General features: G+C 40.4%; 14 protein-coding genes and 1 riboswitch. Of the genes, 9 read left to right on the top strand and 5 right to left on the bottom strand.

Translation table 11 applies throughout. From position 1 onward, the window contains the following. Nucleotides 1–328 precede the first annotated feature (328 nt). The 3 genes from NIES1031_RS13850 to NIES1031_RS13845 form a co-directional block, all read right to left on the bottom strand. The gene (locus tag NIES1031_RS13850) at nucleotides 329–838 is read right to left on the bottom strand and encodes a hypothetical protein (RefSeq protein ID WP_073550032.1); all 510 of its coding nucleotides are present in this window, start codon (nucleotides 836–838) and stop codon (nucleotides 329–331) included. A gap of 270 nt (nucleotides 839–1,108) precedes the next feature. Further along, on the bottom strand, nucleotides 1,109–1,264 hold the full coding sequence (locus tag NIES1031_RS23830) for a hypothetical protein (RefSeq protein ID WP_218596800.1): 156 nt from the start codon (nucleotides 1,262–1,264) through the stop codon (nucleotides 1,109–1,111). A 14-nt stretch (nucleotides 1,265–1,278) separates the two neighbouring features. After that, on the bottom strand, nucleotides 1,279–1,923 hold the full coding sequence (locus NIES1031_RS13845) for a pentapeptide repeat-containing protein (RefSeq protein WP_073550030.1): 645 nt from the start codon (nucleotides 1,921–1,923) through the stop codon (nucleotides 1,279–1,281). 136 nt (nucleotides 1,924–2,059) lie between these two features. Between NIES1031_RS13845 and NIES1031_RS13840 the strand changes: the two genes are divergently transcribed. Then, a complete protein-coding gene (locus tag NIES1031_RS13840) occupies nucleotides 2,060–3,802 on the top strand; it encodes an ABC transporter ATP-binding protein (protein ID WP_073550029.1) in 1,743 nt (580 codons plus the stop codon). A 46-nt stretch (nucleotides 3,803–3,848) separates the two neighbouring features. On the opposite strand, the gene crtD is transcribed toward NIES1031_RS13840, so the two are convergent. Further along, a complete protein-coding gene (gene crtD, locus NIES1031_RS13835) occupies nucleotides 3,849–5,360 on the bottom strand; it encodes a C-3',4' desaturase CrtD (protein ID WP_073550027.1) in 1,512 nt (503 codons plus the stop codon). A 147-nt stretch (nucleotides 5,361–5,507) separates the two neighbouring features. Continuing rightward, nucleotides 5,508–5,734, top strand: a riboswitch (cobalamin riboswitch). A gap of 326 nt (nucleotides 5,735–6,060) precedes the next feature. Between crtD and NIES1031_RS13830 the strand changes: the two genes are divergently transcribed. The 8 genes from NIES1031_RS13830 (at nucleotide 6,061) to NIES1031_RS13795 (ending at nucleotide 14,558) form a co-directional block, all read left to right on the top strand. Then, nucleotides 6,061–6,459: a DUF1636 domain-containing protein gene (locus NIES1031_RS13830; RefSeq protein WP_073550025.1), complete on the top strand. Its 399-nt coding sequence runs from the start codon at nucleotides 6,061–6,063 to the stop codon at nucleotides 6,457–6,459. A gap of 32 nt (nucleotides 6,460–6,491) precedes the next feature. Further along, on the top strand, nucleotides 6,492–6,932 hold the full coding sequence (locus NIES1031_RS13825; protein ID WP_073550023.1) for a hypothetical protein: 441 nt from the start codon (nucleotides 6,492–6,494) through the stop codon (nucleotides 6,930–6,932). 18 nt (nucleotides 6,933–6,950) lie between these two features. After that, a complete protein-coding gene (locus NIES1031_RS13820; RefSeq protein ID WP_073550021.1) occupies nucleotides 6,951–7,826 on the top strand; it encodes a methyltransferase domain-containing protein in 876 nt (291 codons plus the stop codon). A gap of 159 nt (nucleotides 7,827–7,985) precedes the next feature. Continuing rightward, complete coding sequence (locus NIES1031_RS13815) at nucleotides 7,986–10,118, top strand: TonB-dependent receptor plug domain-containing protein (protein WP_073550020.1); 2,133 nt, start codon at nucleotides 7,986–7,988, stop codon at nucleotides 10,116–10,118. 39 nt (nucleotides 10,119–10,157) lie between these two features. Continuing rightward, nucleotides 10,158–11,039 carry a (2Fe-2S) ferredoxin domain-containing protein gene (locus tag NIES1031_RS13810; protein ID WP_073550019.1) on the top strand — a complete coding sequence of 294 codons (882 nt, stop codon included), beginning with the start codon at nucleotides 10,158–10,160 and terminating at the stop codon, nucleotides 11,037–11,039. A gap of 119 nt (nucleotides 11,040–11,158) precedes the next feature. After that, nucleotides 11,159–12,445, top strand: a complete 1,287-nt coding sequence (locus NIES1031_RS13805; protein ID WP_084544351.1) for an ABC transporter substrate-binding protein — start codon at nucleotides 11,159–11,161, stop codon at nucleotides 12,443–12,445. An 86-nt stretch (nucleotides 12,446–12,531) separates the two neighbouring features. Continuing rightward, complete coding sequence (locus NIES1031_RS13800) at nucleotides 12,532–13,530, top strand: iron ABC transporter permease (protein WP_236738838.1); 999 nt, start codon at nucleotides 12,532–12,534, stop codon at nucleotides 13,528–13,530. Beyond that, nucleotides 13,527–14,558 carry an ABC transporter ATP-binding protein gene (locus NIES1031_RS13795; RefSeq protein ID WP_073550017.1) on the top strand — a complete coding sequence of 344 codons (1,032 nt, stop codon included), beginning with the start codon at nucleotides 13,527–13,529 and terminating at the stop codon, nucleotides 14,556–14,558. The genes NIES1031_RS13800 and NIES1031_RS13795 overlap by 4 nt, the downstream gene beginning before the upstream one ends. Before the next feature lie 100 nt (nucleotides 14,559–14,658). On the opposite strand, the gene NIES1031_RS13790 is transcribed toward NIES1031_RS13795, so the two are convergent. Further along, nucleotides 14,659–14,928, bottom strand: a complete 270-nt coding sequence (locus NIES1031_RS13790) for an FmdB family zinc ribbon protein (RefSeq protein WP_073550015.1) — start codon at nucleotides 14,926–14,928, stop codon at nucleotides 14,659–14,661. Nucleotides 14,929–14,938 lie beyond the last annotated feature (10 nt).

Raw genomic sequence — 14,938 nt, 5'->3', positions numbered from 1 at the left:
AATAGAGTTAGGACACTATATATGCTCATAGTGATTTCCCTGAAGGAAGTTTAACCCTGACCCCTGCTATAGCAAGACGTATTAAGATGAGGACATTTATAATCCTGAGTCTCCGTTGCCACAGCGAAAACTCCTGTGCGCGGGTTAAGAGCGTTGAGGGGAGTTTTCAAGACAAAGCTTTCCAAAAAGCTAATTGCTAACTGCTATATATCTAGAATAGATAAAAACTTGCTCAATAGTGGTGAGTAACTTCTTTACTAGTCATTACACTCTTAGGCTAACAAGTGGAGACTGTAGCCAGAATTAATATTAGCTCTAGTGAACAGCGCTAAATATGCAAGCTGAGAAAACCAAGTTTGTTTCGCTGCGGTGATGTTGACATAAGTTTTCTTCGCTTTTTAGTGAGGCTGCGTAGTGTATTTGCTAATTGTGCGGCTTCGCGTTCAGCACGAAATAAATCAACTTGGCGAGTTGTTAAGACAAATGTACCTGCTTGTTTACGTTTAACACAGGGAACTGATGTTTTGAAATACTCACAGGAGCTTTTCACGTGATTTTTGTCAACAAGGCGATCGCAATTTACTTCACTGGCGATCACTTTCAACTCTAGTATTGCATCTTCCAATTCTGCCGCCATTTGGTTGATTCTTTGGGCTTGTGCGGCTAGGCGTTGCCATCCTGTTGCTCGTTGCGGCGTATCTTCGTATAGTAGCTGTGGTTGGATTGGTTGGATGGCGTTTTTGTTCTGCTGCGGTTGGCGGATTGGCAATTGTGGCGATCGCTTACTGGGCGTACTTTGCTTGGAAAGGTATTTGCGTCTTGCTTTAATTCTTCTCATGCTAGCTAAAGACAAGTTTAGGTAAGTTGCTAAGTCACTGCTATAGTAGTACAAATGAACTACAGTGTCACGGCTAAAAGCTGAAATTCCGAAATTTATACATTAATTACTCACATCACGGATGAATTTATTTATCCTGTTCGCAGAGCAACCCCCCAACTGCAGCACGGGGCTTTACGCATCACGATTATAAAAACAAGGCTTTGAGGTGGTGTTTGAGGGTGATCGCGCGCACTGTCGATTGAAAAGCAATTTGGCGATCAGCAGCAACTAATGCTGAACTATGATGTAATTCGGTAGCATTCCGACGTGTGCAGCTTTACCGCGAATGATGTTCGCGTTGTCAAACCAGAGACTTCGCACAAATCGGATACCATCAGTTTCAAGCGATGTGATGAATTCGTGACTTGGGCTATTTGTAGGCATTTACTAATTACCAACTACTGATGAACTGTGCCATCAGGCATAATCGTTCCTGTTAAACGCGCACCTGTAAGTTTGACTAAAATGCGATCGCCAACGCCAATCCGTGCCCCGCGTAAATCAGCACCACTTAAATCAGAACCACTCAAGTCAGCACCCACTAAATTGGCTTCACGAAGATTCGCATGACTAAGGTTAGCCTGCAAGAGATTCGCGCGAAACAAATTCGCTTGAAATAAATTTGCGCCACTGAGATTAACTTTATGCATAAAAGCATCGCTGAGATTTGCACCAGTAAAATTAGCATTGCGAAAATCTCGACCCGAAAGATCTTTTTCTTTCAAGTTAGCGCGTTTAAAATCTGCACCCCAATAGCGAGTATTACTTGATTGCGGGCGAGGGGGGCGATATGACGGTGGTGGTGGTGAGGCTGGCGGTGGAGTAGCGACGGTTTTTTGTTGAAGATGCGATCGCAGGCGATCGCGTGCTGTATTAATTTCTTTGAGAAACTCGTTTGCTTTTTGTTGCAGTCGCGGATTATCTTTAGGAATCCGATCCGGATGCCAAATAAATGCCAAATCTTTATAAGCTTGGTTCACTTCTTCGAGTGTTGCACCTGGTTCTAGTCCCAGAACTCTGTAGTATCGCTCGTTGGCACTCATCTACGTTCTTTACCCTGCGTGGTTGCTATTTTTTATCTAGCATGGTTTTTCCGTGCAGCAGCAATCATTGATCGCTCAACTTGCCCGAAGCGGCTTGCATTTCATTATAAATATAAGGTGTGATACACATTATTTTATGCAATCTCTCAACCGCGTCCTCGGAAGTCTCAAATATTACTGGCTGATTACGACTGGAGCATTAATTAGCTTATTACTGCTAACAGCAGCGAATGCTATTACTCCGCAACTATTTCGCTGGGGTATTGACCAAGGTATTGCTAGCTTCGACTATCAAGTCATTTTTGAAGTTGCTGGCGCGATGGTTTTGGTCGCGATCGGGCGCGGCTTATTTAATTTTGGACAAACTTTTTGGGCAGAAAAGGTTTCCCAAGGCGTCGCCTACGATTTGCGCAACATAATTTTTAGAAAAATCCAGAATCTCAGTTTTAGTTATCACGATCAAGCACAAACTTCGCAGTTACTGACGCGGATTACCAGCGATGTCGAACAAATTAGGACTTTTGTCGGGACAAGTTTGATTCAAGTGGTTGGTGCTGTCGTCACGTTAATCACCATCGCAACGATTCTAATTATGATGAACTGGCAATTAGCATTAATTACGTTGGGTTTAGTTCCCATCGCTGCGATGATCTTAGCACGATTTCTCATTAAAAATCAAAAGCTGTTTGGTCAAGTACAAGAACGACTTGGAGATCTCAATGCAGTTTTGCAAGAGAATATTTTTGGAGTTCGTGTTGTCAAAGCTTTTGTGCGCGAACCGATAGAAATGGCGCGGTATACCAAGCTAAACGATGACTTGGTGAAGGTTAATATGAAGACGATCGCCGCGATTCGCAATACGTTTCCGTGGATTTTTCTACTCAGTAACCTAATCACTGTTATTGTTGTTGGTGTCGGTGGAATTCAGGTGATTGGCGGGACATTTTCGATTGGTGAATTAGTCGCGTTTAACTCTTATCTATTATTTATCCTGCAACCAATCTTACTCATTGGTTTCGCCGCCCCTGCGATCGCCCAAGCTGCTGCTTCTGCTGAACGTGTCTATGAAGTTGTCGATGCGGAAATTGAAATTAGCGATCGCCCTCATGCTGTACCGTTTGAAAAATGTGGGGGTCGTATCACCTTTGAAAATGTCCATTTCCGCTATCCAGGAGCGACGACAGAGGCTCTCAAAGGCATTTCGTTTGAAACTAAACCTCAAGAATTAATCGCCATCCTCGGCATGACAGGTTCGGGTAAAAGTACGATTATGAACCTCATCCCTCGCTTCTACGATGTCACCGCCGGCGCTGTCCGAATTGACGGGCGTGACGTGCGCGATTTTCAGTTAGAAAGCTTGCGATCGCACATTGGTATTGTCTTTCAAGAAACAACGCTCTTTTCTGGTACGATTCGCGATAATATTGCTTACGCAGAACCAAATGCCCCCTTAGAAAAAGTCATCGACGTTGCTAAAACGGCTCAAATCCATGACTTTATCGCGAGTTTACCCGATGGCTACGATACAACTGTCGGCGAACGCGGTTTAGGGTTATCAGGAGGACAAAAACAAAGAATTGCGATCGCGCGAACTCTCCTCACCAACTACCGCATTTTAATTCTGGATGATAGTACCTCAGCAGTTGATGCCAAAACAGCGGCTGATATTCAAGAAGCTTTAGATGACTTAATGCGCCGCAAAACTTGCACATCTTTTGTCATTGCCCAAAGAATCAGCACTGTCCGCAACGCTGATCGCATCTTACTCATGGACAAAGGACACTTAGTCGCCCAAGGAACGCATGAGGATTTGATGCGCACTAGTACACTGTATGGTTCAATTCTAGAGTCGCAAATGAAACAACCAACAACAGCCTAGCTAGGGGTGAGTAGTGAGTGAAAGAGTATCTAGTGACTAGTGTTGTTCAAAAGCTCTCGATCTGCCTAACGACTGTTAATGCCGAGTAACTTACACCCGCAGTTCCTTCCCCTGGATGCGTTGAGTCACCGACTAACCATAAGTGCTTAATAGGAGTCCGATTGGCAAAACCAAACGGACCAAAAGTTGGTATTCGTTGACCAATACCACCAACAATACCTTGATCTCTTGCTGTGTATCTAGCAAAAGTGCGCGGCGTTGCAGCTTCTACGTGAATAATCGTTTCTGGTGTTAAATGGAAAAATTGACCAAGTTTAGAAATTGCCTCTTGCGTATACTTCGCTTTTATTGCCGCATAATCATGACAGCGCCACCACGGTAACGGATCGACAAACGAAGAAGCAATAATTGTTCTTTTTCCTTCTGGAGCGCGACCGTCACCAGGACGACTTACCGAAACAAACAACGAATTATTGTCGCCAATCGGACCATCAGCATCATACATAAATTGCAGATGCGGCGGACATCCAACCGGAACCGCGCTTTCTTCTACACCCAAGTACACGACAAACGCACCGGAAGCTTGGGGTAATTTGTCTACGCGTTTTTTGTAACCACTAGGAGCATTTTTACCTAACAACTGTACCAAGTTTTGCACCGTAACGTTCGTAACAACATGGTCGGTTAGTTCTGTCCAAGTTTCACCTGTTTTTTGATCGCGGATAACGACACCAGTTGCTTTATTATTTTCTACTTGGATCTGTTCTACTGTATGGCGCATCAGGAGTTTGCCGCCGTCTCTTTCTACAGCAGATACGAGGCGATCACTCAACACCTGCATACTGCCTTCTAGATGATACAATCCCTGTGGTAACTGCGATACGCTCAACGCCGTCGCCGCGTAAAGTAATGCGGTTTCTTCTGCATCCACCTGCGAATAAAGCTTGAGTTGCAAATCTAAAAATGTTCTCAAGCGCTCATCGTTTCCTAAGCCATACGCCCGTAGCGCATCACCTACCGTCATCAAAGTAAACGGTAACGTCACTAAAGTTCCAGGGCGTACCGCCGTTGCAAGTTGCCACAAATCCCACATATTGCGCGGTGGTAATACCGGATCGCGTCCCTGAAATGCCCAGCTTGCTTTAAATAAAGTTGCGATTAACTGCCAAAATGGTTCGCTACCAGGAAATTGCCGCTGACGTTCGGTTTGCCACTTTTTGGCATCGCGCCATACGTTAATCGGCTGTGTTTCTCCAGGGAGATAGACTGCACACGCCGGATCGCAAGGAGTTGCGTGTGGTAAATCAATTTCAAGTTCACTAAAGATGCGATGATGAATTCCTCCAGGTTCGAGTCCCGCTACTTGCGTTGCACCTACATCAAAGGTAAATCCCTTGCGCTTAAATGTAGAAGCACACCCTCCTGGAACTAATGCTTGATCTACAACCAACACTTGATAGCCACGATGCGCTAATAATGCACCTGCGGTGAGTCCACCAATTCCAGCACCAATTACAATAATCCGAGATTTGCTACTGCCTTTCTGAAGGTTTGGCATAGGTTAAGCAAAAGTAATAACTTACATTATTTTAATATTAAGTTATGTAAAGATGCTCGGTTTTGCGCTCACATAGTTCATTGCAGACTAAGATGTATTATTTCTTAGTGCGATTGCCCAAGCTGTGAACCATAAATCGTGCTACTATTAGGTAATCAATAATTCGGTTCTAATGGGGGTCAGCCATTAGAGGTAACGGGGAAAGCTCGGTGTAAATCCGACATTGTCCCGCAGCTGTGAAAGAAGTAATGAGTGACAAAGGTTGAATTTAAATGAATTATGAGTCAACAAAACTCAAGATTCAGAATTTCTCAAATCAAAAATCGCTCAAAACTATCTAAAGTCAGAATGCCCGCCGAAAAAAACTCTACCTATCTATCTGCGAGGTACAGATGATTTATAAGCATAAGAATTTATCCAGTCTGCTTGAGAATATACAACTACCAACCAAAAAGCAATTGATTGTTAGGACTTAATTAATTGCAAGTGTTGAATCTTTAACTTAACTAAATTAACTGACTCAAAGTGCGTATTTTGAATACACACGACTATTTTTAGTATAGAGTTTAGCCAAAAAGCTTATTTTTCTCATGCAGCCGTAGTATTAGACTAGCTTGCGATCGCCTGAAACAGTCGCAGCACAACTAAGATAATTTTTCATGTCTGCGCTTCAAAATTCATTCTATATCTTTCAAAATCAATGAACAAACATACTTTATTTATCTGCACGACCTGTGCCAGCGTGTGGCAAGATGGCAATCGTGTTGGTGAGAGTGGTGGACAACAACTGTTACAACAACTTCAGGAATTAGCACAAACTTGGGAATTGCAGCATCAATTTTCCATTCAAGCCGTAAAATGTATGAGTGCTTGCAATCGTGCTTGTGTTATTGCCTTTGCCGCCGAAGCAAAGTTAACGTATCTTTTTGGAGATTTACCAAAAGAGGAAAGTGCGCCAGCGATCCTCGAATGTGCAACTCAATATTACACTAAATCTGACGGTTCTTTGCCTTGGTCGGAACGACCAGACCCCCTAAAAAAAAGTATTTTAGCAAAGATTCCACCCATAAATATTGCTGCTAGTTCTAATAGGAATTAACAAACAACGATGACTCCAAAGTGAGGAAGCAGGTGCGATTATCTGATAGTATCTGGCAAGGAAATTTTGGCTACTGGCAAAATAACTTTATTCATAATAATTTGCTGGTAATAGGCTACGCAGCATGGCGGGGATTTGAGTCATTTGGGCGGGGAGTTGTCATTTGTGATGTGGACACCTCTGTTACTTACTCTACAATGACAAATCTCGATACAATTTCCTTCACACTTCAATTTATGCCTTCTAATCTGATTGAGTGTTACTTGCGATCGCAATCTACTAGCTCATCAATAATTTCCTCTATTCTCCCCGCAGTTGCAACATACAATCCCCATCAAGACATTGTTTTAATGCTAAAAGCTTATCCTCAAATTGAAGTCAATCTCTTACATCAGCTAAAGATTACTCCACTCAATTGTTACGAACAAGTGTGCAAACGATGGGAAGAATTTCAACCAAGCCTAATCACCTAACATTTACTGTGTGCCTTAATGATCAAGCCAAAAGCAACTAATATTCCCAAACCAACTCGCTACCAAAATGCAGCGATAGATTATTATATAGGACTCACAAATTCCTCCTATCTTCATTACGGGTATTGGGAACCACTACCGGAAAAAGGAGAGGAATTGACTCTAACTCGCTTACGTGCAGCCCAGGAAGCCTATGCAGCGAAGTTAATGAGTTTTATCCCAGAAGGTATAAAAACTGTGCTTGACGTAGGTTGTGGTATCGGTGGTAATGCAGCGTATTTGTGCGATCGCGGTTTTATTGTCGAGGGGTTAGCCCCTGATACACTTCAACAAGAAAGGTTTATCAAAAATACTAACAATCAAGTACTTTTCTATTTAACAAGATTTGAAGATTTTCACACATCACACTTCTACGATCTCCTTTTGTTCAGTGAAAGTAGCCAATATATTGCTGTTGAAGATTTAGCTCAAGGTGCGGCTCGTTTACTAAGTAGTGGTGGCTACCTGTTGCTTGCAGATATGATGCGTTCTGATGCGGAATATCGAGAGGGCATTTTTTCTAATTGTCATGTAGCTAGCAAACTTCACACGGCTTTGATCCAAGCTGGATTTAAGTTAATCAAGTCTGAGGACATCTCAACTCAAGTTGCGCCAACAATTGATTTATGTGTTGATAACTTCCGTACTTTTGGGCTGACTACTGTTAAATACATTGCTGATGTCGTGGCGATCGCACTTCCGCCGTTATACACACTTGGGCGTTGGGCATTTAATCGTTGGCTAGAAAAGCCGATTGTCGAAGGGTTAGCAGCACGCGCCATTTTTGATAGCCATCTGTGTTATCAAATCCAACTCTGGCAGAATTCATCATTAATACCCAGTCGCTTGGGGTGATTTCTTGGGAACGTTGAGCGATCGCTAACGTAAACAGCCATCTCGCATGCAATAATGATTATGATTATCAAACGCTAGCTTTCTTCCAACACCACTTTTGTGGTTGAGTTGCACGCTTTCTTTTTTAATTCGCCAAACTTTTATTTGCTTAGCTTATAAATGTCTACTCATTCTATTACCAGTATTATTCAAGTTGTTGTGTCTAGTTTGACTGTTGCTTTGGGGATAATATACGGCAATGACAACACTATAGCCACAGAAATCACCCAATTATCTGAGTTTCCCAGGCACAAAAATTCGGCTTCGTACCTACAACCAGTTGCAGTAACACCTAAAAACACCCCAGAAGCGACAGAAGAACAAGCAGCCGATATTGAACTAACTGTCATCGACAAACTGTTAAATGAACCCGTATTTTCACCCTTTCGCCGCGAGGGAACAGTACAAGATTCCACCCGTCCAGTTTACGTGATTACGAATGAAGAAATGAAAGCACAGGGTGCTAGAACTGTTAGGGAAGCACTACGATTTTTGCCTGGAATCTTGGGTGATGGTACAGTTGGGACAGAAGTTAATGCATTAAGCGGTCAATTTATTCGAGGTGCTAATACAGGTCAAGTATTAATATTGCTGGATGGTAGACCGATTAACAACCTCGGCGGTGGCGGTTTCGACCTTTCAGAATTTACCACCGATAATATCGAAAGGGTGGAAGTTTTACCAGGTGGCGGTTCTACACTCTACGGTTCAGATGCGATCGGTGGAGTAATTAATATTGTCACTCGTCGTCCCACAGGTGAAATTATCACGGAAGCCAATGTTAACCTTGGGGCTTATGGGTTAAACCAACAAATTGTTCAGAATAGTGGAACAATAGGTGACATTTCTTGGGTTGTAGGTTACAACCGCACTCAAGCACAAAATAATTATCCTTTTGTAATTCCTGAAGCCAATTTTGAGGGAACTAGAGCCAATAATGATGCCCTCTATAACAACTTTAATATCAAACTCGAAACAAATTTAGGCACGCGCAACACTTTAACTCTATCAACTCTATACTTAGGTAAAGAACAAGGAGTACCAGGAGGAGTCCCCATTCCTGAACCCGAATTTGGTCAAGGATTTTTCAATTCGCTTACCGAGAATAATCGCAAATACACAGACCAAATTCTCACAGATTTAACCTGGAACTCCCAATTAGGGAGTGGGGATAATTCGTTATTAACAGTCAGAGTTTATGCTGATTTTCTTAATACTCGTTTTGATAACCGCAGTAATACGCTGACATCTCAAAATCGATTTGATACGAATCAAGCCTCTTATGGAATGCAAGCTACACACAGTTGGAATCTTATCAATAATCAAATTTTATATGGCTTTGATTACCGCAATACCAATGTCCGCAATACAACCTTTAGTTATGATACAAACATAACCAGAGAAAATTATGACGATGGGATAAGTCAAGGGGCAATTTTTGCCAAATATGAAACTAATTTAACTCCCAGTTTTAGTCTTAATTTAGGTATACGTCAAGATTTTAGTAGCTTGGTGAACGGTTCATTCACATCACCATCAATAGGTGCAAAGTTAGATTTATTTGATTCTACTACACTCCGAGCTAACTACATTATAAATTTCCGCGCACCGACTATTGCTAATTTATTTAACAATAATCCTACTAACATTGGTAATCCAGCACTCAAACCCGAAAGAGGCGATAGTTTTGATATTGGTATTGACCAAAGATTGGGTAATATTGGCTTACTACGGTTAACCTTTTTTAGTAACAGAGTATCTGATACAATTGCTTTTACAAGGCTAATCCCACCTGTAAATGGCAATACAGGCACTTTTGAAAATATCGGCTTAGTACAAACTACAGGAATTGAAGCATCTTTAAATTTGCAGTTGATAAGAAACGTCTACGCATTTGCTAACTATACAGCCAATAATCCGCGCATTTTAGAAAGTGCCAATCCTGCTGAAATCAATCAAGAATTACGATTTGTCGGTGCGGATAAATTAAATTTGGGAGTTTCTTATGAAAATCCTGAAGGTTTATATTTGGCGTTACTAATGAATTCTTTAAGCGGATACCCAATTAACAATATCAACACAGAGTTTTTATCAGGTTATACTACTTTGGATTTTAAAATGCGTGCGCCTCTAAGCGATACATTGGTATTGACAGGTAGTATAGATAATCTCTTTAACCAGCGTTATCAGTTGTTTCCTGGTTTTCCAGACGGGGGAAGGGTTTTTCAAGTTGGGTTGAGTTCTACGTTTTAATAGTTTTGTTTTACGCAAAGCCGTGCAGGAGAGTTTTAAATGGTTGAATTTAATTGTTGGGTGACACCTGTAAATCAAGTTGTGACTGAGGCATCTACAAATGGATCAGTTGAGTATGAATATTTTGATTGTAGTAGTGATGTTTTGTCATCGCTACTCTATACTTTGTTTGAGCAACATTGGTCTCAAGTAGGGGTAGGTCATATTGTCCAAGGTAGTGTTTTGGAGTTAGAATTTAATGCTCCACCAAAGCTTTGTATTCTCTATGATGGATATCTGACGGTAGCGGCTGAAGGCTGGCATTTACACTTGTGTATTGAGGCTAATTTGGGGGGACCACTTTGCAAGACACCTGTAGAATTAAGAAAACAACGTCAAGTCAGTCGTGCTGCTTTTTATCGTCGTTTTAATACAAAAGGTCATCCGAGAAGTTGGGGAATTCAATTTTGGAATGGTGCAGATGAGCAATTGATGACTATTTTATTACCTAATCCTTTAGTGGATGGTGAAAACTTATTACCAGAAGGTAAACCTGATTTAACAAAATTAGCTCTTTATCAGGAATTAAGAGATATTTATGTATTAGGTAAAAAACCAATACCGTTTACCAAAAATCCCCTGAAACATTCTTATATCTCCGTTTGTACTTCTACTCGCTGTCTTCCTTCAGGCAAATGGCAACATACATTTAATGCTTTAAAATCAGCAGTAGAAAAAGCTGGTGTAGATGTAGAAGTAAGAACATCTGGCTGTTTAGAAGTTTGTCAACAAGGACCAGTAGTATTTTACTCGGATGATAGAACTTGGTACACTTGTGTTAATCCAAATGTAGCTGAAACTATCGTCAATGAACATTTAGCGAAAGGCAAAAAAGTTACAGAACATTGCTATCCATCATCGATATATAGCAATCCTAAATGATTTGTGAGAAACTTTCTCTAACTCTTTTCTCTGTGTCCTCTGCGTTTCTGCGGTTCGTTTCCCAAAAGTCGCACAACTTAAATAGGATCGCTATAGTTGCTCTTTTTAAAACCTCGCGCATGAAATTGATAAAAAAACTTGCCTCTAAAACCATTAAAGTTTTATATCAAGTATGCTTAATAGCAACTTTAATTGTTGCTTGCCATAATATAGAAATTTATACATCTAATACTACCAACGATAACACCTGTGTTCAAAACTACGACTCTAACATTGACTACTTTCCTAATAAAATTAAAATTACTCATGCTACAGGATTGGCAGTAGAGTATCACAAACATTACAAAATCGTTACTGTTAAAAATCCTTGGCAGGATGCCAAGACAGGTTTTCAATATATTTTAGTTCAATGTGGAACTCCTATACCGAAAGAATTTAATCAAGCACAGGTCATTACAATACCAATAAATTCTATAGTTGCTCTATCCACTACCCATTTGCCCCATTTAGCCAAGTTAGGTGTAGTTGATAAGCTTGTGGGCATTAGTAATAGTAAACAAGTAAATACACCAGAAGTAGTAGAAAAAATCAAAGCAGGTATTGTAGAAGTAGGGAACAATACTAATCTTGATGTTGAGAAATTATTAGAGTTAAATCCTGACTTGATTACAACTTACGGAACAGGAAATTCTCAAACTGATAGCTATACAAAACTCTCGGAAGTTGGCTTGAAAGTAGCTATAAATGCGGAGTATATGGAAGATACACCATTGGGAAGAAGTGAATGGATCAAATTCATTGCTTTATTTTTTAATCAAGAGAAGCAAGCAGAAGAAATATTTAAGGAGATTACTAATAAATATGAACAAATTGCGCAAAAAGCTAAATTTGTAAAAAATCGTCCGACTGTATTTGTCGGATTTAATTTTAAAGGGACTTGGTATATGCCTGGAGGTAAAAGTTATGTAGCTACTTATCTTGCTGATGCAGGAGGAAATTATCTATGGAAGGACAATAGATCGTCTGGTAGTTTACCTCTATCTTTTGAGGTTGTTTTGGAACGGGCCGCTAATGCCGATTACTGGTTAAATTTTAGCCAATCATGGCAGAGTGTAAAAGATTTAGTAGCTGAAGATAATCGCTATACTTATTTTAAGGCTGTGAAAACAGGCAACCTTTACAATAATAACGCCCGTGTCAATGAAAGTGGTGGTAATGATTACTGGGAAGGAGGAATTAGTAATCCAGATATTGTTCTATCTGATTTGATTAAGATACTGCATCCAGAAGTATTACCTAATCATCAGCTATTTTATTACCGCAAAATTATCCCAAGCAGTACTGCACTTTATTTACCTTTCCTAGGAGAAACTAGAGAAAACTTCGATTTAGCATATGTAAAATAATGTTCAATGATAAATCTAGGATTCAAAAATTATTAATATACTCGAAAGATAAAACTATAAAAAACCTCGTTTTTCCGATTTTAATTGTGGGTTTAATTTTCGCATTCTTAATAGACTTAGTTTTAGGCTCAATTAATATTCCTATTTATGAAGTCATTAATATTTTACTCGGACAAGAACCCGAAAAAATGACATGGACTAATATTATTCTCAAGTTTAGATTACCCAAAGCCTTAACTGCAACTCTAGCAGGTGCAGCTTTAGGTGTGAGTGGCTTGCAAATGCAAACTCTATTTAAAAATCCCTTGGCTGGACCTTTTGTGTTGGGAATTAGTTCTGGTGCAAGTTTAGGTGTAGCTTTAGTTGTGTTAACAGCAACTACGACAACACAAACACTACTTGTAGAATGGGGAGTTATTGGAGATTTGGGTTTAGTTATAGCCGCAAGTATTGGCGCTGCATCAGTGTTAGGAATAATGCTAGTTGTGTCTCACCGAGTACAAGACACAATGACGCTATTAATTTTAGGTTTATTGTTTGGGTATGCTACTAGTGCAATTGTGAGTATTTTACTCCAATTTAGCTCCCAGGAACGCATTCAAAATTATTTAATGTGGACTTTTGGCAGTTTTGCTGGTATAACTTGGAGACAGTTAACTATTTTAACTCCAGTGATACTTTTGGGGTTATTGGTAGCAGTGTTACTGTCAAAACCTCTCAATGCACTTTTGCTAGGTGAATCTTATGCACGTAGCCTAGGATCAACAGTGCAACACACTAGACTTTTTGTTATTTCAAGTGCATCTATATTAGCAGGAGCAATTACTGCTTTTTGTGGTCCTATTGCCTTTTTAGGTGTGGCAATTCCCCATCTATGCCGTAATATTTTTTATACTTCAGACCATCGAATCTTAATTCCTGGGGTAGCAATCATGGGGGCAATTTTAGCATTAATTGCAGATTTGTTTTCTCAATTTTGGGGAAGTCAGATGGTTCTACCTTTAAATGCTATTACTGCATTGCTTGGAACTCCTGTTGTGACTTGGGTGATTCTGCGGCGTAATTCCCAAAAATTTCCTACATGAATGACGCGATTTTAACAACTCATAACTTGACTATTGGTTACAAAACGCAGAAAACTGTTCGGAGTGTAGTAGCGGATATTTCTGTTTCTTTGCAAGCTGGGGAACTGGTTTGTTTATTAGGTCCCAACGGTGCAGGTAAGTCTACATTACTGCGATCGCTTGCCGGAATGCAGCCCCCCATTGCAGGTGAAGTGCAGCTTTTAGGAGAAAATGTTTATAAGTTATCACCACAAGAATTAGCAAAACGTTTGAGTTTGGTACTTACAGAAAAAGTTAATGCACAGATGTCAGCCTATACTTTGGTGAGTTTAGGACGATATCCTTACACTGACTGGTGGGGAAAGTTAACATCCCAAGATCAAGCGATCATCAATTGGGCAATAGAAGCTGTCGGTGCAACACACTTAGCACTACGCCAAGTTAGCGAACTCAGTGATGGTGAACGACAAAAAATTATGATTGCGCGTGCTTTGGCTCAATCACCTCTTGTGATGTTACTAGATGAGCCAGCAGCATTTCTAGATTTACCGAGACGGGTAGAATTGATGCAATTGTTGCGCCAGTTAGTACGAGAAACCAATCAAGCAATACTCCTTACCACTCATGATTTAGATTTGGTTTTACGCCTTGCTGATCGAGTTTGGCTATTAACAGCTAATGGTATTCTACACGTTGGCGCACCAGAGGATTTGGTTTTAAGTGGTGCATTTGCTGATACTTTTTGCACTGAAGGTGTAGAGTTTGATGTTTTTTCTGGAGGATTTCGCCTTCATAGTCCTCTTAAAGGAGAAGTTCATTTAATCGGTGAAGGTATTGCATCTGTATGGACTACTCGTGCTTTACAAAGATTAGGTTTTCTAGTTAAACCTGAGTTCTCTTCTGTAGGAGACGCTACACAAACGCAAATTTTAATAGAGGTGATATCCAAATCTCAACAAACTTTGTGGCAAATCACAAGTAATAAGACTGTATTCACCTGTCATTCATTGTATGAATTAACTAAGTTTTTGGATTTGCTAGCAAAATGATTGCCAATATGAGGTAAGAAACACTTAAGCGATCGCCAAACCTAATTATATAGTGTTGACGTATTCTGGAAACAAAATCCTATCTACTACTATTTTTAAATTAATGACCAATCATCCAAGGTCGCCCGTGATGATGCTTATGATGGTGTGAATGCGATTGTGATTGACGCTGTTGAACTTTTGGTTCAGCACTTTGTTCGATTCGACGACTCAAAGAAGTTGACGGTGTGAGAATTAAACCAGCGACTGAGTAGATTCTTTGTGCCAGAGTATCGCAACTCGGACACAACATTGGTTCGCTAGCTTGTGCCATACTGCGCCAGGTTTCAAAAGATCCGCAGGTATCGCAACGAAATTCGTATAATGGCATGAATACTTCT

It is taken from the genome of Chroogloeocystis siderophila 5.2 s.c.1 (assembly GCF_001904655.1).
Lineage (GTDB): Bacteria > Cyanobacteriota > Cyanobacteriia > Cyanobacteriales > Chroococcidiopsidaceae > Chroogloeocystis > Chroogloeocystis siderophila.
Note: the sequence above shows the minus strand (reverse complement) of the source record. Positions and strands in the feature narration are given on the sequence as shown.